At 43.6% G+C, this 18433-nt stretch carries 17 protein-coding genes and 1 pseudogene; 11 read left to right on the forward strand and 7 right to left on the reverse strand.

Translation table 11 applies throughout. The annotated features are described in order from the left end of the window. Positions 1-197: 197 nt before the first annotated feature. Positions 198-588 (reverse strand): annotated as a pseudogene (locus LRL21_RS47040) (transposase); the annotation flags it as partial. Between the two features lie 51 nt (positions 589-639). Further along, on the reverse strand, positions 640-1536 hold the full coding sequence (locus LRL21_RS37110; protein ID WP_240420840.1) for an AraC family transcriptional regulator: 897 nt from the start codon (positions 1534-1536) through the stop codon (positions 640-642). Between the two features lie 172 nt (positions 1537-1708). On the opposite strand from LRL21_RS37110, the gene LRL21_RS37115 reads away from it, so the two are divergent. From LRL21_RS37115 to LRL21_RS37125, 3 genes are all read left to right on the forward strand, one after another. Beyond that, entirely contained in the window at positions 1709-2398 is a 690-nt protein-coding gene (locus tag LRL21_RS37115) for a sensor histidine kinase (protein ID WP_240420841.1), read from the forward strand. Positions 2399-2790: 392 nt separating this feature from the next. Further along, positions 2791-3351, forward strand: a complete 561-nt coding sequence (locus LRL21_RS37120) for an RNA polymerase sigma factor (RefSeq protein ID WP_240420842.1) — start codon at positions 2791-2793, stop codon at positions 3349-3351. Then, on the forward strand, positions 3329-4138 hold the full coding sequence (locus LRL21_RS37125) for a hypothetical protein (RefSeq protein ID WP_240420843.1): 810 nt from the start codon (positions 3329-3331) through the stop codon (positions 4136-4138). The genes LRL21_RS37120 and LRL21_RS37125 overlap by 23 nt, the downstream gene beginning before the upstream one ends. Here the strand turns inward: LRL21_RS37125 and LRL21_RS37130 are convergent. After that, the gene (locus LRL21_RS37130) at positions 4123-4329 is read right to left on the reverse strand and encodes an undecaprenyl-diphosphate phosphatase (protein ID WP_240420844.1); all 207 of its coding nucleotides are present in this window, start codon (positions 4327-4329) and stop codon (positions 4123-4125) included. The two genes, LRL21_RS37125 and LRL21_RS37130, sit on opposite strands and share 16 nt — an antisense overlap. Positions 4330-4408: 79 nt before the next feature. Here LRL21_RS37130 and LRL21_RS37135 point away from each other — a divergent pair, with 79 nt between their 5' ends. Together LRL21_RS37135 and LRL21_RS37140 are read left to right on the forward strand one after the other, a co-directional pair. After that, positions 4409-6280: a hypothetical protein gene (locus tag LRL21_RS37135; protein ID WP_240420845.1), complete on the forward strand. Its 1872-nt coding sequence runs from the start codon at positions 4409-4411 to the stop codon at positions 6278-6280. 232 nt (positions 6281-6512) lie between these two features. After that, on the forward strand, positions 6513-7976 hold the full coding sequence (locus LRL21_RS37140; RefSeq protein WP_420832535.1) for a DHA2 family efflux MFS transporter permease subunit: 1464 nt from the start codon (positions 6513-6515) through the stop codon (positions 7974-7976). Positions 7977-8272: 296 nt separating this feature from the next. Here LRL21_RS37140 and LRL21_RS37150 read toward each other — a convergent pair whose 3' ends face one another. Then, a complete protein-coding gene (locus LRL21_RS37150; RefSeq protein WP_240420846.1) occupies positions 8273-9379 on the reverse strand; it encodes a glycoside hydrolase family 88/105 protein in 1107 nt (368 codons plus the stop codon). Between the two features lie 240 nt (positions 9380-9619). Between LRL21_RS37150 and LRL21_RS37155 the strand changes: the two genes are divergently transcribed. Together LRL21_RS37155 and LRL21_RS37160 are read left to right on the forward strand one after the other, a co-directional pair. Then, on the forward strand, positions 9620-10660 hold the full coding sequence (locus tag LRL21_RS37155) for a hypothetical protein (RefSeq protein ID WP_240420847.1): 1041 nt from the start codon (positions 9620-9622) through the stop codon (positions 10658-10660). Continuing rightward, positions 10620-11339, forward strand: a complete 720-nt coding sequence (locus LRL21_RS37160) for a phosphotransferase (protein WP_240420848.1) — start codon at positions 10620-10622, stop codon at positions 11337-11339. Before LRL21_RS37155 ends, LRL21_RS37160 begins: the two co-directional genes overlap by 41 nt. Positions 11340-11546: 207 nt before the next feature. On the opposite strand, the gene LRL21_RS37165 is transcribed toward LRL21_RS37160, so the two are convergent. Next, complete coding sequence (locus tag LRL21_RS37165; protein ID WP_240420849.1) at positions 11547-12326, reverse strand: alpha/beta fold hydrolase; 780 nt, start codon at positions 12324-12326, stop codon at positions 11547-11549. A gap of 783 nt (positions 12327-13109) precedes the next feature. Further along, positions 13110-13781: an NAD(P)H-dependent oxidoreductase gene (locus LRL21_RS37170; protein ID WP_240420850.1), complete on the reverse strand. Its 672-nt coding sequence runs from the start codon at positions 13779-13781 to the stop codon at positions 13110-13112. 152 nt (positions 13782-13933) lie between these two features. Between LRL21_RS37170 and LRL21_RS37175 the strand changes: the two genes are divergently transcribed. After that, entirely contained in the window at positions 13934-14287 is a 354-nt protein-coding gene (locus tag LRL21_RS37175) for a winged helix-turn-helix transcriptional regulator (RefSeq protein ID WP_240420851.1), read from the forward strand. Between the two features lie 255 nt (positions 14288-14542). Here the strand turns inward: LRL21_RS37175 and LRL21_RS37180 are convergent, their stop codons facing one another. Continuing rightward, a complete protein-coding gene (locus tag LRL21_RS37180; RefSeq protein ID WP_240420852.1) occupies positions 14543-15196 on the reverse strand; it encodes an NADPH-dependent F420 reductase in 654 nt (217 codons plus the stop codon). 359 nt (positions 15197-15555) lie between these two features. Here LRL21_RS37180 and LRL21_RS37185 point away from each other — a divergent pair, with 359 nt between their 5' ends. From LRL21_RS37185 to LRL21_RS37195, 3 genes are all read left to right on the forward strand, one after another. Beyond that, positions 15556-15825 carry a hypothetical protein gene (locus LRL21_RS37185; RefSeq protein ID WP_240420853.1) on the forward strand — a complete coding sequence of 90 codons (270 nt, stop codon included), beginning with the start codon at positions 15556-15558 and terminating at the stop codon, positions 15823-15825. Between the two features lie 614 nt (positions 15826-16439). Further along, positions 16440-17201 (forward strand): DeoR/GlpR family DNA-binding transcription regulator, encoded by a 762-nt coding sequence (locus tag LRL21_RS37190; RefSeq protein ID WP_076236177.1) that lies wholly within the window; start codon positions 16440-16442, stop codon positions 17199-17201. Between the two features lie 84 nt (positions 17202-17285). Then, a complete protein-coding gene (locus LRL21_RS37195; protein WP_240420854.1) occupies positions 17286-18380 on the forward strand; it encodes an alcohol dehydrogenase catalytic domain-containing protein in 1095 nt (364 codons plus the stop codon). Positions 18381-18433: the final 53 nt, after the last annotated feature.

Raw genomic sequence — 18433 nt, forward strand, 5'->3', positions numbered from 1 at the left:
AAAACCTAAATCTAGCAAAGTGTAATGCCGTTGCTTGATTTGGAGCCTCTGTGCGCATGGTGTTTCTTGCGAAAGGGCGAGTTGGCTTATGGCCTCCTCGCACCGGCAGATAGCCTAACATGCCCAACTCTCCAAATAAAGCTGCTTTTACGGACTTGGACGCGTTCAGGGTAATACACGGTTAGTTGCAGTAGGATCTAACCCCAGTTCTGGACCCATCCTGTCTATTTTCTTAGCACGTCCATCGTGAAAAGGTACAGCATTTTCAACAGGGATTCATCGGTTGGAAAGATGCTCTTTCCCTTCGTTACTTTGCGAAGCTGCTGATGGTAGCTTTCAATCATGTTGGTGGTGTAGATGAGTTTTCGCAGCCCCGGCGGGTATTAATGAAAGTAGTCAGTTCGTCCCGGTTCTGCCGCCAAAAGCATACAATGAGGGGATATTTTTCTCCCCAGGTTTCCTCGAAACGATCCATCTCAGATTGTCAACGCAGGTAATAAGGATGTCCTGTACACCCCGATTTTTCAGTTCATTGAGCACGCTGAGCCAAAAATTGGCTGACTCGTTTTCGCCGATCCAAAGGCCGAGTTTGCCATTCCTTGATGACATAAGAGCGTACGTTCGACATATGTAAGCCGCTCAGGTGTTGGAGAGCGAAGTGCTGCCCCGTACATTCTTCCGATACTCTGTCGGTGGAAACCCCGTTTCTTTGCGAAAGATTTTTGTAAAATGATCCGTATTTTCAAAACCGGTCTGCTCAGCGACTTCTTTCATGCTCAGTGATGTTGTTGTGAGCAAAAATTTAGCTTTATCCATCCGTTTGCGCTGCATATATTTAGCGGGTGGCATACCGAAGTATTTTTTGAAATATTTAATCAAGTAATTGGGGTGGAAGTGGACGGACTTTGCCATTTGTTCCACGGTAAAGCTTTTATGCAGATTGTGTTCGATGAATTTCTGCAGTTGGCCTAATCTATCCATTTCTTCAGTGCGCTGCAGCATATGGACGGGAACAGATTCTAAATAGCAGGATATAATTTGCAGCAGGATTGCCTTTTCACGAAGGCGGGATGTTAAAGCAGAATCGTGGTATAGCGCAACAAGCTCATTAAACCATGTTGTCATCTGCTCGGCATTGCTGACCTTCATATAGAGCGGTATGTCCAGCCATTGGAAAAGATCAAACGAACCGATATGCGCGGTGAAATGGCACCAATATTTAAAATAAGGAAGATTGCTGGTGACGGAATAAGACTGCATAGAATGAGCGGGCAGCAAGCAAAGATGCCCTGGACGAGGGTGCAACTCTTGATCGCCTACATTGATGATGCCTTCTCCGTTCAGAATCCAATATAGTTTATTATACTGCGGTGTAAAATTATGCAGTCTCCACGATTCGGTACACTGAGTTAGATGAGCTTCAATGACATGTATCTGAAGGTTTTGAAGAAGATCCGCCAAGAAAGCAGATTGTTGTGCATTCATCATATGTTCACCTGTAAATGTTAATAATGGACGGGTAGAGATTAGTTTCATACATGTCTATCATACCATAGCCTTGATATACTAAAGTAGTGAACTTGAAATAGATTTTTGGCATGTCTATTCATTGGAGATTATATGCTATTCCGGCAAGAGCAGAGTTGGTGCGTAGCGTTAAGGATATTTAAGGGATTTTCGTGGGAATCTTAAAAAAGGGGGAGCATGAATGTGTGAAAATACTGAAAAATGCTCAATTGCTAACTTAAAGCTCTTAGAGCATTACTTGGCAGATGCTATAGCTCCAAAACTGCACATGAATGAGGATTTTATGATTAACATTTTAACTACTATAGATAGCTACGCGATTCAAGCAGGGATAGAAGAAATATCAAACATTATACAGTCTTATTCTTTTATTCTGCGTTATATTTTTTATGTCGACCGTGAATTCGCTACAATTAATGAGGAAATTACTTATATCGAAAAGTATTGGAAATTATTGAGCTACCGAGATCAACATATTAATTTAATATTGAAAATACCAAAAGAACTAAAAGATTTCCAAATCCTAAGGTTAAGCCTTTTTCCGCTAGTTGAAAATTGCATTTATCATGGTTTCAAAAATGGAATTGATGAGAATTGTTACATAGAAATTAAGGCATGCATTTTGCAATCGAATCTAATTATTGAAATTAAAGATAATGGTTTTGGAATACCTGCAGAAATTTCAAATCATATATTCACTGAAATGGAAGAAAGCATCACTAGCTCTACATTAAGGAATAAAAAGTCTGGCAATGGAATTATGAATGTACATAACAGGATTAGATTAGCTTATGGCAAAAATTATGGTTTGAAAATTAATACTAAAGAAAAACTTGGGACCATTATTGGTATGAAATTACCTATCTACTGAACTGATTTTTTTGATAGATACGAACATAGGCCTGTATGGCCGTATAATTCGTTATGATGACATCATGCCACCAAAATGGTTACGTGTGGATATTACAAAGCCGTTGAGTTTGAATTTTATACGTATGTGCATAAAACTCCTTTAACGCATTTGGAACCTACCGCGTGCTACTTGTCCTGATGCAGGGGGAACAGGTATAACAGAACAGAAAGGTTAAACAAGAGGATGTAGCCCAAGCTAAGTCACGGGAGCGTTCTCTCTTTTTATGTGCTATTTGCGTGAAACTGGTTACGAAAAATCATACGAAATCAGCGATGCGGTCACATTAACCTCACCTCGATAGTTATATATGGTGAAGACTCAACAGAAATTTCGAAAGGAGGTTTGCAATCATGGAGACGAAGAAACACATCGATCAGGTTCTTGACGGTGACCCGGACGCATTTGAACTTATTGTTCGGCACTTTCAGAGGAAGATATTTACGTTTTGTTATTTTATGCTTGGAAATCGGCAGGAAGCGGAAGACGCCGCGCAAGAGGTTTTTTTTAAAGCATACAGGAATTTGGCGAGCTATCGTCATGACAGTGACAACTTATTTTTGGCATGGCTGTATAAGATTGCAGCTAATCATTGCAGCACCTTGCTCAAAAGAAAAAAGCGATGGTATCTTCTCATGCCGTTATTTGAAAACGTTGGTAATGAAAAGAGTGCTGAGCAGTCCTTTTCCGATCAAGAGGATATTGATTTGCAGTGGCTAGAAGGATTAACAGCAGCGGAAAAGGAGATTATAGCGTTACGAGTCATCGAAGATCGACCTTTCGAAGAAATTTCAACTATCTTGGGAATCAGTTCAGCTACAGTACGGAAGCGATTCGAACGCCTTAAAATGAAATTAAAAAGAAATAGAAACCAATCGGAGGGCAAACGGAATGAACAACGATATGAATGTTAATAGTTTAATTCGTAGAATGAAAGAGACAAGGCTGCCTGAAGTCGATGTAACCACTAAAGTGATGCAAAGAGTATACTGCTTCCATGGAAAGCATCGTCTTCATAGGAAGCAAAGATGGGCTTTTAGAAAAAGTCCTGTATGGATTGCCATGAGCATATTGTTGTTTATTGCTACTGCATCAGTTAGCGCTGCTATTCTTTATAAAACCACTTGGAATGGAGTCCAAGTTTATATCGGTGGTAATACCAAAGATACGATCAAAACTGCTAACACGAATGAACCATCGTATAAGGAAAAGCTTGAGACAGTGCTATCAAAATCGGCAGATATATGGAAGACGATATCATTAGATGAAGCAGAGAAAGAATTTCCGTTCACTCTATTGAGGCCGCAAGCTAGCAAATTTTCGCTTGTTAAATCGCTTGGTGTGGTCCCGCAGGATAAAAACTATCATGTGAAGTCAGCCGATGAATGGTGGTTGGGTGGATTTTACGACATTTTCCAGTGGAATCAACATGACATTATGGTGAGACAAAATATGGACGTTGAAATGACGGAGTCTGTGCAGAATCCGAAGAAAACGATGTCCATGACCTTTCAAGATTCTCCTTGGGAGAGTGTCGAAGTGGACGATGATACCCTGGCTATATTTATGGCTAACGGTACTGAGAAGTTGCTGATAGTAAAGTACAAAACGGCTGACAGTAAAGTTATTTCTATAGAATTGGAGGGAGATATCGCGAAGGAAGATTTGGTAAAGTTGGCAAAGGCTTATGTAGGAAAATAATTTACGTATAAAGAATGGATTAAGCAGGGGCTAGCACCCACAATAATCGGCGTGACTAGTGACATAGAGAAACGAGCAGCAGCCTCATGCTTCAATCCCATCCAAAAACCTGCAGTTATACTTGATCCGGACCTCGAGAAACCAGGAATTAATGCTAGGGACTGAAAAAATCCAGTAAGTACACATGGCAACTTTTTTCCAACTTATGGCGTCTATAATCATAGATTAGGTGCGTATAAGGAGGTTTTTTGCATTTTAACGAGGCAAGCCATGATGAACAAAAGACTGGTACTGGCAGCGGCTATAGCATTATACGGATGGGCATCAATTTGGGAGGGGGGTACTGCCACAACGATGGCAGCTGAAGTTACTACTTCGGAGGCGAAGACCATTACCCTGTTTGAAAATACGACCTTACGGGATGAAACCGGGAAGGCAATTGGAATCATAGCCCCTCAGCGGGTATCCATATTGGAAACATCACAGCGTAGAATTGGACATGGAGAAGGGTATTCAGTACCGATCTATTTGATCTCCACCTGGGCAGGAAAAGCATGGATTATGCCGGAAAATGCACTGGTCGGAGAACAAAAGCCGGTTGAAAGCAATCTGGAACTTTTCGGTGTAGAGTCCCTTTACAGTGATCCGGGTCTTACCAAACCAACGGGGATTCAATTGGCACCGCAAATGGTGAAAGTAAAAGCGAAATGGGATAACCGCTACTTGATTGAGACGATCAACGGCGAGAGATGGATAGCTCCGCGTCAGCAGTTTTTATCCGGTGTCAGGGAGGTACAACAAGAAATCCTGTTAAAAAGTACGACGAAGCTTTTTCGCTATCCATACAGCCTGGAAACAGGATCGGCTATAAGCCCCCAGAAGGTGAAGGTGAATGCGGTATGGCGAAATTGGTACCGTACCGATTCCTGGTTGGGAACGGTCTGGTTTAAACTTCATGAACTGGAGGCATCTGATGAGCAGAACCAGGTTGAGGTCGATTTTTCGTACAGATATTTCGATCCAACAAGTCGAAAAACAGCAATTAATGTCATGACGCAGTTGGGTCCAAGCTGGAGCGGACATAAAGAATCCATCCCTGTTGAATTCAGTGTTTGGTTCTATAATGAGCTGGGGCAACGAATCGGGATTTCAGATGGAGCGACAACGAGCCTTATTTATGGTGAACAGACAAACATCCGTTTATCAGTGGACAATGATATTACCAAATACGCCTACGCCACTATTCATATCGGGATGCTATCAGGCCAAACTCATAACGATTTGAATACCTCTGATCCTATGGAGCTTGCAGATCCAAGCCAACCTGCGCTGCGTCTTGGTGCCATTCATATTAGGCAGGATGGAGAATATAGCGTTATCCAAGGACAATTCCAACTGGATAAGAAGGGACAAAACCGGGTGAAAGGGTCGCTAGCCTTCCTTGATTCCAATGGAAAAGTACTAGGAAAGGCTCCGCTGGACCTTGCTACGGATACAAGTTTTCCGGGAAAAGGAACCATGAGGGCTTTTGAAGCCGTTCTTTCGGAAGATATAACGGGCTATACCGATGTTAAATTACAAGTAACCTCTGTAGAGCAAGGAGATGAAATCATACTAACACCATTTCAAGAGGAACACGCCTTGGTAGATAAGATTGACGCAAGGAAAGTCAAATACCCACTTACAGACAAAACAATTCGGGTTGCAAGCGACATTTCGCTGGTTCAAAGAGATCAGGGAATGATTTCCATTCCATTGCAAAAACGTCCATACACCGATTCGACTTTTTTCGAAATAGGGTACTCTTTATATGGTGCTGCGACAAAAATCCAAGGTGAATTCTTCGTTACTTCGCTTATCAACGCAGATGCCCAATTTCAGGTTATAGACAGCAATAAAGGCACGGTGTTATTCCAAAGTCCCAAACTAAACTCCGGAGACAAGCCTTTGGCGTTTAACGTGGACACGACCGACGTCAAAGAGCTTACGATGAAAGTCTACTCGTTATCCGAACCTGAAGCCCAAGTGAACGCTGTGTTTCGGAATCTTGTTGTAGAGGCCAACGCATCCATTCCGGAATCGATGTTTGATATCACTCAACCGATTCATGTACCCTTTCGGTCTGCCGAAAATGGTGGTTAGTATAAATATTGAATTTCAGCAATCTATAAGAAACCAAATTCTTAAAAACATGATATAGTTTAGAAAAGGGAGGATGAGCATGTTAGGCGCCTGCTCGATCGATAAGTGCTCTTCATTAGAATTTCGCTTATATCTTTTCTTTACAAATAAAATACGGCCCAGGTATTGACATAAACAACTGTTACTATTATTGTATCAGTTAGTGAGCGAACAGAATCGCTTACAAATAGAGATTATTTTGGAGAGGGAAGTGGAATCGATAGTGAAGCAATACAATACGCGGGCCATCATGGCGTCGCTGCTTATCTGTGGCTTCGTCGGCATGTTCAGTGAGACAGCACTCAATATCGCAATCAGCAATTTAATGGACGTGTTCCAAATTTCAGCCGCGACTGCTCAATGGTTAACGACGGGCTTTCTGCTGACGCTCGGTATTTTGATGCCGATGACGGGGCTGCTGCTGCAATGGTTTACAACAAGGCAATTGTTTATCGGCTCACTCGCGAGCTCAATCATAGGCACATTGATCGCGGCGATAGCGTTCAATTTCGAAATGTTAATGGTAGCTCGCGTTCTGCAAGCGATTGGCATGGGCTTATTAATTCCGCTCATGTTCAATACGATCCTTATCGTCTATCCTCCAGAGAAGCGGGGAGCTGCGATGGGCTTCGTCGGTCTTGTCATCATGTTCGCTCCAGCGACCGGCCCAACTGTGGCAGGTATCCTGATCGAATATTTAACATGGCACTATATCTTCTGGCTCTCACTGCCGTTTTTAGTCATAGGGCTATTGGTGGGTTTAAAGTATTTGGAAAATGTGACAGAACTTGCGAAGCCTCGCATTGATCTGTTATCCATCGTATTGTCCACGATCGGCTTTGGTGGTGTCGTATTCGGCTTCAGTAAGGCAGGCGAAGGCGAGCAAGGCTGGACCAGCACGATTGTAGTCGCATCAATTGTCATCGGGCTAGTCGCGCTTGCGTTGTTCGCGCTGCGGCAAATATTCATGCGCGAGCCAATGATGAACTTGCGTGTTTTCAAGTACCCGATGTTCGTCGTGGGCCTACTTATGGTATTGTCATGTATGATGATCATTTTGTCGAGCATGATTATTTTGCCGATGTATCTGCAGAATGGGATGAGACTGTCCGCGTTCGCTGCTGGGCTCATGTTGCTGCCAGGCAGCGCGCTGAATGGCATCCTGTCGCCGCAAATGGGTCGCTTGTTCGATAAATATGGGCCCAAATGGCTCGTCATTCCCGGCCTTTTCATCGTCGCGGCAATGTTATGGTTTTTCTCAGGCATTACCTTGGCTTCTTCGATCACTTTGATCGTCGCCTTGCACATTGGTCTCATGGTCGGTATTTCCATGGTTTGGATGCCATCGCAGACAAACGGCCTGAACCAGTTGCCACCGGAGCTGTATCCGCACGGCACAGCGGTTATGAACACGCTGCAGCAGGTCGCAGGTGCGATCGGCACGGCGGTAGCAATAAGCATCCTTACAAAAGGTATGGAAAAGTACTTGCACAACTCACCTGCACCGAATGAGCTGACCGAGATGGCGAAAGCGATGACTTTCGGCTCGCAGAACGTGTTCTTTTTCGCAATGATCGTGACGATTATCGGTCTGGCCATAGCGTTCTTTATCCGCCGCGTTGTCGTTAACCGTGCAGCGATGAGTCCTATGCATTGATTTTTCTAAAAGGGAGCCCACGGGCTCCTTTTTTTCGTGCTATCTGAAAGTTGTGATCTTATAGGTGATAACATGAGCGTCGAACGGTTGGCTTATACAGTAAGACAGTATAAATGAACCTCTGAAGGGAAAAGTGGCTTTGGTGGCAGGTGCAGCACGCGACGCTGGTAGAGGAATAGCTATTGAATTAGGTGGGATAACGATTCAAGTTAAGGAAGAAACTGGCGTGACGCCACTGCTCTTCAGGAGACAAAAAAATAAAGCTTGAATACTCAAGCTTTATTAAAGATTCACTCTTATAGTTCAGTATGATACAATGCTTCGGCTAACAACACGATCACTAAAGCTTGTCCGTAGGCAGTCGGCGCGAACACGATCTTTTTATAGTCTTCCTTATGTTCACATACCGGAGTTCCCCCTGAGACGTTTAACACCGTACCGTCTTCGGAGATGTTCTCCAGCACCGCGGCAACCGCTTTTCGGCATGGTGCCAGGTAGCTCGAATCCAATAAGCCAAGGCGGATCCCCTTCAGGATGCCTGCAGTAATCGCTGCCGAGCCGGATACCTCTGTATAGCTGTCCTTATCGTCAAGCAGAGTGTGCCAAAGTCCGTTCGCATGCTGCAATTCAACCAATTTATCTACTTGGGCCTTATATGTGCCGAAAATAAGGTCACGGGACTCCTCCGTTATGGAATCCTGCATAATTTCCAAAAACTCAGGGGCGGCAAGTGTAAACCAACTATTTCCCCGGCACCAATGCGCTGCACTGAAATTGTTTTGATGATTGAAATCGTAGCCATGGAAGAACAAGGAATTCCCGGGATTAAAGATATATTTGATATGAGTTGCAAACTGGTAGGTCGCCTCGTTCATCCAACCTGGATTGTTATATTTTTTGCCCATTTTGGCGGTGAACAGCACAACCATAAACAAAGTATCGATCCAAATTTCTTGATCGTGCAGGTTTAATTCGAACTTCGAAGTATTGCCGGAGGTTACATGCTGAATCCCGTTCTCCTTCGTCCGCGGACACTCATTTTCAACCCATTGCATCCATTCCAAAGCAAGCTTCTCCACGCTGGGCAGGTCCATCAGGGTAAGTAAAGGCGCCGTTGTATTAACATTTTTGAGGGGCAGCCCACGCTCAATCTGTTCATTGGACCACTTCACGAAGAAGTCCTGATACCCGTCAAAGCCTTCTTGATTCGTAAGTTTATTTAAGCCGTACAAGCCGATGCCCTGCGGCCAGTCCCATTCGTCCATTCCAAAGTCACGGGGAAAGTACCCCAAGGCTTTACCTTCGGCAGCCAATTCCTTTAAATGGCTTTCGTTGTCGGGTCTTTTTAAATGTAACAGCTGATTGATGACTTTCTTTAATTCATGTTGGATGGTATTCTGCATGAGAGTTACTCCTTTTTGTTTGTGTTTGTTTAATAGTACATTCCGATTGTAGAAAAGCGCTTAACCAAATAGAAAACAATATAAAGACAGAACTTATTGCCATTGTACCTTCTTTTCTCTTTCTGAGCAACGTAAAAAAGAAAAAGAAACCGGTAAAGCGATCCATCTTGCAACTTTCGTCTATCAGGATCAGTCCATATTATAAATACCAATACTTAACAGTGGGGAGATATGGAAATTTTGATGAAAAGGAACTGGAAGGTCTTAACTGCTGCATGTGTTGGATTCATGATTATCTCGGGTTCTGTCTTAGCTGCAGCGCCTGATGTACGGCTTTTTATCAATAAAGTGGAATTTGCCGACAGCGCCCTGATGCTGAACATGGACTCAGGAACAGCAATGGTATCCTTGAGATCTATAGTGGAACAGCTCCAGGGAAAATTGACTTATAAGGACAACAGCATCTACGTAACTATGCCTGAATCGTCCATTTTAACTATGAAAGTGAATAGTCTGGAGAAAGCACTGATTGCTGAATCTCCAGAAGAAGCGGTTTTAACATGGATCCGCGGTGTGCAAAAGAGAAGCGGTGCCATGCAGTATGCAGTTTTATCACCGGCTTTACGGCAAAACACCAAACAGGAATTTGAAGACCACATTTGGGTAACCGGTGGCTCTAGCCCCCACATGGGAAAGGTTGAACAGCTGCACTCCAGAGAGATAACATCAGATAAGGTTCAAATTTCATTTGATTATCCGCTTGTTGTGATGAATGAAACGATTGGAACGGGGAGTGCCTCCTTGACTGTGGAAAAGATACCACGGGAATCATCCGACTACTGGGCCATCTCGGGTATTGATCTGAAAAATCCGGGTGATACAGGGATCATGATCGGAGCTAATGTCCCAACAATCCCCTATACAAACACACAATATAATTTCACAATGACCCTTCCTGCAAGCTGGGAGGGCAAATATGAAGTAGTGGATAACGTATCCGGCTTTGCAGGACATAATCTTGATTTTATTAATAAAGCAACTAAATATGGAATACTATTCACGATTTCTGTGTGGTCGACAAAATTTTGGGAAGAACATGAAAAGGAAATCCATGGGCAAATTCGCGCGACCAAAATTGGAGAACAAGGTGACCATGTATACATATTTCATACACCATCCGATGTGCAGTACGATCCCAGCGATGATAAGGCAACGGAAGATTACCAGACCATGTTTAGGGATGTCCAAGCAATTAGGGGTTCTTTCAAGATTAAAGAATGACAAGAAAAATATGAATAAGAAGAACATAGTTTTTGGTAATATAAATGGAATAAGATATGGAGTGTTATATACTTCAGTTGGCATACATGATTTTAACCAAATAGAAGAAACCGCAGAATTAAATGAAAGCGTGGGTAGCTATATTGCAACTATTCACAATGCTTGGGATTCATATGATTTTGGAATTAACCGTTTGAATTTAGATGCAGATTTATTTATTCATAGATCTATGAACGCGATAAGACAATTTTCAACGATATATGGTTGTGATATCGATTTTTTAGAGAATGTTGCAAAACAGGTAAAAAATAAGTTAGCAAGCTTATCGGTCGAAAAACCACAATATGGGTTATGCCATGGAGACATCTATGGTGGGAATATGCGGGTTGATGCAGACTACAATCCGATCCTATTTTATTTTGATTTTTGTGGGAATGGATGGAGAGCTTATGATATTTCCGTGTACGCTTTCCCGTTTGGCATGGGCAGTGATGTAACAAAATTGAAAATGAGAGAACAACGGAAGAATCAGTTTTTGGAAGGATATAACAAAATTAGAACTATGAGCGAAGACGAAATAAACTCTATTCCCCTCTTTATTCCGTTTAGAAGAATTTTAATATTGGGACACTATACGTTTCTTTTCTTTCTGATACGTGGGGAGACTCTGCAGTCATAAGGAATGTTAATCAAGATATTGTTATGCTTAAAAAATGGTTGGAACTAAACCCAATATTCTAACTATTGTTAACGGGAACGATAGCTTCATGACGAACAGGCGGCCGGCATTTTTGGCTGCATGTTGAACTATCGGGCAGATTTGCTCAATCATCGGGCATTATTGGACTATATTTATGGGGAGCGATGGTGCGGCTAATCCGAGTCGTTATGCAAAAGAAGATAATAATTGGTTGAATCTATCGCGCTCCTCTAAAAAAGCGCAATGACCACTGTATTGGAACGGAACTAGCCTCGAATTTTTGATCAGCTTATTTGTTTCCTCAGCTTGGGTAAACGGAACCACTTTATCATGAATTCCGTGAATAATTAATGTGGGTACATCGATCTGGCCGAGATCATTGTAAACATTTTCATCTCTAAGCGTGACCATTATTGCGGAAGTCGCCCAATTCGCCGCTTGTAATCCCATTAAAACGAACCAATCGGATTTCGGTTCGGAAATATACTGAAAGAAAAAAATTCCCGTTTGGTCTTGCAGCATTTGCGGTCGGTCATGATTTGTATCTTCGATGATTTTATTTGTAAATTCTTTTGGAACGCTGGATGGAGAGGCAGCGTCGATCAGGACGAGTTTAGATACCCCATACCCTTTGTAACGAGCCATATAACGAATCGAGATCGCGCCTCCGGTAGAGTGTCCTGCCAGTGTTATGTTTCTTAACTGTAGCGCCTCGATGACCATGCGGACATCATCTGCTAATCTATCGAAATTGTACCCGTCGAATGGTTTATCCGAATTGCCGTATCCTCTCCAGTCCATTCCGATACAACGATATCCGAGCTTAGGAAGGAAATTGAACTGATATTCGAACTGGTTATGGTTTAGCGGCCATCCATGAATAAAAAGTATCGTTTTATTTCCCTTCGGATTGATGTCCTCTATAAATACTTTTACGCCCGTTTCTACAGTAACGAAGTATCCCAAGTGTATCGCCTCAATTTTTTAAAATGTACTTCCCCATTAAGATATTCGCCCTAGACAAAGTGAATGCCTAATTTCGGCGTCAAATTGGGGTTAGATAGTACGTAGAGATTTCTGAGGAATATCTTTAGTGAAACAATTTCTTCAAATCATTGACAGGGAACGATACTTGAACGGCCGCTGCGGAGCAGCCGTTATTACGTTAACGGGCAGCATTCTTATTATAAAGCAATACTCGATGAATATCACTTTTATAATTAGTGGTCGAAAAGTGAGACGATTGATATTTTCAATACCTTTAAAGTTGTTACATTTACCATCGACGAATCTGCTATATTTATGAAGGTAAATACTTCCCCTAAAGCACTGCGGAGGTTACGTTTGTAGCGAAGATTGTTTGAATGAGCATGAATGCGAACCAGATGGTGATCTCTAGTGACATACGCTTATGTCGCTGAGAGGAAATCGAAAAAATTAGAAGGAGAGATTTAATCATGGAGGTTGTGACTATTAAAAGCATCAATGGACACGAAGTAACTGGTGTCGATGAAAACGTTCGGGAAAAACAGGGACGGAATCGGGTAAACTAGCAAAGTAACCCTTTCTCGCAATCTGATCTCCTTTCTGGCGTAGGAACCTCAAGGATATCATACGATCGCTTGATTGGGTTATTTTGCTATTCAACTATTTTTCGACAAACACTTTTCACTATCCAGATGATTAGCTAATAGGAATAACTCTCAATCTGCATTTTATGCCAAGGCATGGCTTTTACAGGGCGTCCTATCAGCGCCATGCTACAAGCTTTTCCATATCACTTCTCGTTTTGGCACGCTTCGGCTCTTCTTGCCGGTAGCCTAGCGCCATCATAACAGCACTTTGAAAGTTTCCGTTCTCCAGAAGGCCTTCATCTGCCAGTATGCGGTCAACTTCCGCATTATCAAATCCCTCAATCGGGCATGAATCAATGCCGATTAACGCTGCAGCCGTCATCATATTGCCTAATGCAATATATGCTTGCTTTGCGGACCACTCATACAGCAGCCGCTCATCGTCCAGCAAGCCGCGCACTTGTTGAACATCCTTTAAAGCACCGGATATATATTGTACAACCTCCTCCGGCATTTGCTGTACTTGTCTCATATGATCCAGCACATAAGGGGAATTATACTGAACATTTGTTCTGGCCAAAATAATGATAAAATGGCTGGCAGTGTCCAGTTGTGCTTGTGCCCCAAGCGCTAACTGCTTGAGCTTGTTCCTAAGTTGGCGATTTTGCACCACGACAAATTTCCACGGCTCAAGGCCGATGGAACTTGGCGACAATCTGCCTACTTCCAAAATATACTGAGCATCCAAGTAGCTTATTAACCGAGCCGAGTCAAACACTTTTGTCGCATGTCTGTTCTGCAATGCTGCCAGCACCTGTTCTTTGCTTATATCTCTCATGGTTTCCATATCCACACTCTCCCTTGTTTGTTGTTCAAAAAAATATCATATGATAAATTAATATCGTATAATAGTATTATAAAAGCTTCGTTACAGCGTTTCTACGCTATAACTAGAGCGTAAGTATGTCATTGGATACTGAGCGAAAAGAGGTGGCAATAATGCCATATACAAATGAAATTCTGGAAGAATGCGGTTTCACAAGAGCCCAAATGATTTTATCGGGCAAGTGGTCAATGCTGATTATTTTCTTTTTGAGTGAAAGAACCATGCGCTTTAATGAAATTCAACGCTTATTTCCAGACATTACACATGCTACCTTGACTAAGCAACTGCGAATTCTGGAGGGCTACGGCATTGTAGAGCGAACCGTTTATTCCCAAATTCCGCCAAAGGTTGAATATGCATTGAGCGATATCGGCATGCAGCTTAAACCCATCCTGGACTCCGTCATGTCATGGGGTGAGGTATACAAAAAGCACCAAAACCAACCGGCGTCAGCCACAAAAGCCTGAAAAAGTAAACTCAAATAGCCCCCACCTTGAAATCAAGATGTGGGCTATTGCTGTTTATGTTTACTCTTTTTTAAATACAGCTGGTTACAGAAAGCAAGTCCCTGCTTGGCAGCAGTCCTGTCTTATCCTGGAGTAGGTTTGGTGCGGGAGATCAGTGAAACTATTTCCGGGCATCTCAGCAGCCAGTCTAGACCACCTGACTACCTGTGGGTCGTGATGGGGGGCATCAAGGCTTCAGGGACGGACTCACGCCAATCACGCCAAGATGGTCCGTCTCGCCCTGGCGAGATTGGCGATCAGTTCAGCACGGGTCTGGTGCGCGTGCGCAGACCAAGCTGGCTGGCCGGGACCGCTCCGCAATGACTCGCTCAGCGGACTGTTGTCGACAGTATCGAAACCGAACTGGTCGTACAGCCGCGTCACGAGTTCCGTGGCCTCAGGAAAGTTGCTCGAGACCGACAACGCATGGCGGTCGGGGTCGCCAGCTGGTCTGCTCGAAATGAAGAGGCGGGGGGCTTGGATGTGGGTAAAGGCCTTCGCCACCTTCGAGGTAGGAAGTTGCTTCTGGCGGAGCTCATGAACTGTCATCTCACCAGAGTTGATCATGGGGAAATGGCCATCGCGCCAAGTCATGTAGTTGTTTGTGTCGAGGACGATCTTGCCCGCGAGCTGCTCCACAGGCATGTCGTTGACCAGCTTGAGGGGGACGGCCAAGACGACGAAGTCACCAGCCTCGGCAGCGCCGGCCGCAGTCGCGGCGCGTGCTGACGGTCCGAACTCGTCAATGAGGTCCTTCAACGTCACGGGTCCTCGTGAATTGGCAATGACGACCTCATACCCGTTCGCGATCGCCGCACGCGCGATCTGGCTGCCAACCTCGCCCGCGCCAATGATGCCGACTACTGTCATGGGTACGTACCTCTCGCGCCTACCATTTCCTCGCTTTTCGCCCAAAGCCGCTCAGCTCTGTCAGCGTCGAGAACATACGACCTTACGCCATCTGCAAACGGGTTAGGTGTGTCATCAATCGGCGCAACCGCACAATCTTCGAGATAGCGTCCGCCGATTTCGTCTTTGTCTGTTTATGATCAAATGAAAAGGGATGGTTTTATCAATAGAAAATCCCTGGTGTGATCATCAGGAATTCCCTGGTATGATCATCGAAAAATCCCTGGTGTGAGCTGGAAATTCTTTTGATGGATTTCAGCCCCTTTCGATCATCCAATTGGCGTACAATTCTTCTTGCAGAGATGCAAGGAGGAGAAAGGATGATGAAGAGCATGGAGCAGATTCACCGAGTTAAAGAGTTACAAATGCAGCAGCAGGGACCCTATCAGAACGCCAAGGAATTAAAGATGGATGTGAAAACCGTCCGCAAGTATATGGCCAAAGAAGATTTTTCCCCGCAGGTGCCGGTAGCCGTGACAAGGCCCTCAAAGCTGGATCCGTACAAAGCTACCATTGATGCATGGTTAAAAGAGGACGAACAGAATCGCTACAAACTGAAGAAAATAGGGTATCCTTATCCATGCGTTTAATCCTTTTCAGTGGATTATGGACAGGAACTACCTGCCATTTCATTGTAAAGGATTTTTTTATGCCCTGATGACAAAAAGGCAGAAGATTATGAACATTCAGAGAAAATTAATGCAACGCTAGTGGTAATATATATAAGAAAAACTCTCGTCTCATGGGGCGAGAGTTTGTTTATGAGTACAGGTTGTCTCCATCAACCAAATAAGAGGAGAGACCCATCAAATCCCAGCTGCAAGCGCATCCTAAAAAAAGATATTGGCGGATTGTGCAACCGAAGCTTGCCGTTAAATCAATGGTGTATGCGCAAGCGCTTCCAATTCGGAGTGCCTTAAGCAAATGTTTATACTCCAATACTTAACCAATAATAACATATTAGAGCATTTTATCAATCATTAATTTAGATTATCGAGCTCAAATGAACATTTAAATAATCTTTTAAAAGACAGGGATATTCGTCTGTTTCATCAATAAATCGGGCTTATATCGTAAAAAATGCGAAAGGAATGTTAAAAATAGTATTGACAGAAATGTTTACCAGTGTTAATTTAAAAATACAAATAAGAGCATAAATGAACATTTAATTGCATGCTAATGTTTGTTTGAAAGGGGCATGACCATGTTACCTGCGGAAAGAAAATTAAGAATTGTTGAGTTTGTAAGACAGCATCGAGCTGCTTCGGTTGCAGCGTTAGCCTTGGAATTTGATGTTCATGAAGCAACCATTCGCAGAGATTTGGCGGAGGTGGAACAGGAAGGATTGCTCAAGAGAACTCACGGCGGAGTTATCGTGGAGCAATTGACACATAACGAGCCTTCCTTTAATGAGAGGTCCAATGTGCAGCTTGAGCAAAAGATGCGAATTGGCAAGATGGCAGCCAGCATGGTGGAGGACGGAGATCATATCATCATTGATTCAGGTACAACTACGCTTCACATTGCCAAGAATTTGATCTACCGCTCCAACATTACCGTTGTTACCAATGATATGAATATCGCAGCAGAGCTTCGTGATTCCCCAGGCATCAAGATTACGGTAACCGGCGGCGATTTGTATCCCTCAAGCTTTATGCTCAACGGGATGTTTACGGATCAGGCGCTTCGGTCGCTGCATGTATCCAAAGCTTTTATCGGTACACCGGCCATTCATCCGAAGCATGGACTAATGCATCCGGAGGCCCAACTTGTTCTCGCTAAGCAAGGAATGATCAACGCGGCACAGGAAGTAATTGTAGTTGCTGACGACACCAAAATCGGTAAGCTATCCCTGCATACGGTTACGCCAAATTCCACTATTCATTCTTTAATTACAGGCAAGGATATTACGGAATATGACAGAAAGCAATTTCTGGATTCTGGAATGAATGTCATTCTTGTTTAACATCCAATGATTCTTTCGAGACTGCTCGTGCAATCTCGAAATTTCATAAATAATTTATAAAAATAAACGGAGGTGTTTTAGTTAGTGGTCAGCAGAATAACCGGCACCGTACATTCACGAACTCTACGCTTAACTAAGCCGAGTGAGATTCAAGAACTGGTAGTCGAAAGGGAAATCCGCAAGAATGAAGTCGCCGTGGAGCCAACCATCGCGAGTATATGTCACGCTGATCTGCGTTACTTTGGTGGACAGAGAAAGCCGGAGGTATTGGCCAGAAAATTACCGATGGCCTTACTGCATGAAGGGATCGGCACAGTAGTCGAAAGTAAGTCAACCAAGCTCTCCGAAGGTCAGCGAGTGCTCATTGTTCCGAACTTACCGGGATATTTACTCCGAGGGATCGAACCTGAGGAATGTTGTCCGGCATGCAGGAATGAGATTGAAGATAACTATTGTTATCACTCTGAATTTCTGGGAAGCGGTACGGATGGGATTGCGCAAAGCCGATTGGTGCTTCCTGAGGAGTGCGCGATTCCGATTCCCGATTCCATACCCGACGAAATCGCCGTTTTGGCGGAATTATGCAGCGTTTCCTACAGAGCCTTAAGAAGCGTTAGTCACCTGTTGGATCGGGCGCGCATCGCAGTTTTCGGTGATGGGCCAGTCGGATATTTAACTGCAGCTATGCTGCATCATGCGTATTCAATCGATAGGGACCGATTAGTCGTCTTTGGAGCCATACAAGAAAAGGTGGACCAATTTACTTTTGCAACGACAGAAATGGTGCAGAACTACGATTTCTTATCTGGTGAGAAAGTCGATATTGTGGTCGAATGCACAGGCGGGCGATTTAGCGAAAGTGCTATCAATCAGGGGATCGATATTCTAAAGCCTGGGGGGCACCTCATAGCGATGGGGGTTAGCGAAGACCTGGTACCGATCAATACAAGAGATGTGCTGGAAAAAGGAGTTACGCTTCACGGCAGCAGCCGAAGTTCGGTGAGTGATTTCAAACAAGTACTGAAGGTTATGGAAAACACAGATTGTCAGGAAACGTTAAAAAAATTGCTTCCGGAGAAATATACAGTGGTGAGCACGGCAGAAGACCTTGCTGGTGCTATGGAATCTGCCATGTCTCACAGGGACTGGAAAAAAACAATCCTCGACTTTCACTGGTGACACAGTGAAAGTCGTATAAAGAATTGTATCACATATCGGAATAATTGTTAATA

This window comes from Paenibacillus periandrae (genome assembly GCF_022458865.1).
GTDB classification, from domain to species: domain Bacteria; phylum Bacillota; class Bacilli; order Paenibacillales; family NBRC-103111; genus Paenibacillus_S; species Paenibacillus_S periandrae.

Coding starts and splice junctions, on each gene's coding strand:
- LRL21_RS37110 (WP_240420840.1), bottom strand. CDS start 1,536: ATGAAACTAATCTCTACCCGTCCATTATTAACATTTACAGGTGAACAT.
- LRL21_RS37115 (WP_240420841.1), top strand. CDS start 1,709: ATGTGTGAAAATACTGAAAAATGCTCAATTGCTAACTTAAAGCTCTTA.
- LRL21_RS37120 (WP_240420842.1), top strand. CDS start 2,791: ATGGAGACGAAGAAACACATCGATCAGGTTCTTGACGGTGACCCGGAC.
- LRL21_RS37125 (WP_240420843.1), top strand. CDS start 3,329: ATGAACAACGATATGAATGTTAATAGTTTAATTCGTAGAATGAAAGAG.
- LRL21_RS37135 (WP_240420845.1), top strand. CDS start 4,409: ATGATGAACAAAAGACTGGTACTGGCAGCGGCTATAGCATTATACGGA.
- LRL21_RS37150 (WP_240420846.1), bottom strand. CDS start 9,379: ATGCAGAATACCATCCAACATGAATTAAAGAAAGTCATCAATCAGCTG.
- LRL21_RS37160 (WP_240420848.1), top strand. CDS start 10,620: ATGTCCAAGCAATTAGGGGTTCTTTCAAGATTAAAGAATGACAAGAAA.
- LRL21_RS37170 (WP_240420850.1), bottom strand. CDS start 13,781: ATGGAAACCATGAGAGATATAAGCAAAGAACAGGTGCTGGCAGCATTG.
- LRL21_RS37175 (WP_240420851.1), top strand. CDS start 13,934: ATGCCATATACAAATGAAATTCTGGAAGAATGCGGTTTCACAAGAGCC.
- LRL21_RS37180 (WP_240420852.1), bottom strand. CDS start 15,196: ATGACAGTAGTCGGCATCATTGGCGCGGGCGAGGTTGGCAGCCAGATC.
- LRL21_RS37185 (WP_240420853.1), top strand. CDS start 15,556: ATGATGAAGAGCATGGAGCAGATTCACCGAGTTAAAGAGTTACAAATG.
- LRL21_RS37190 (WP_076236177.1), top strand. CDS start 16,440: ATGTTACCTGCGGAAAGAAAATTAAGAATTGTTGAGTTTGTAAGACAG.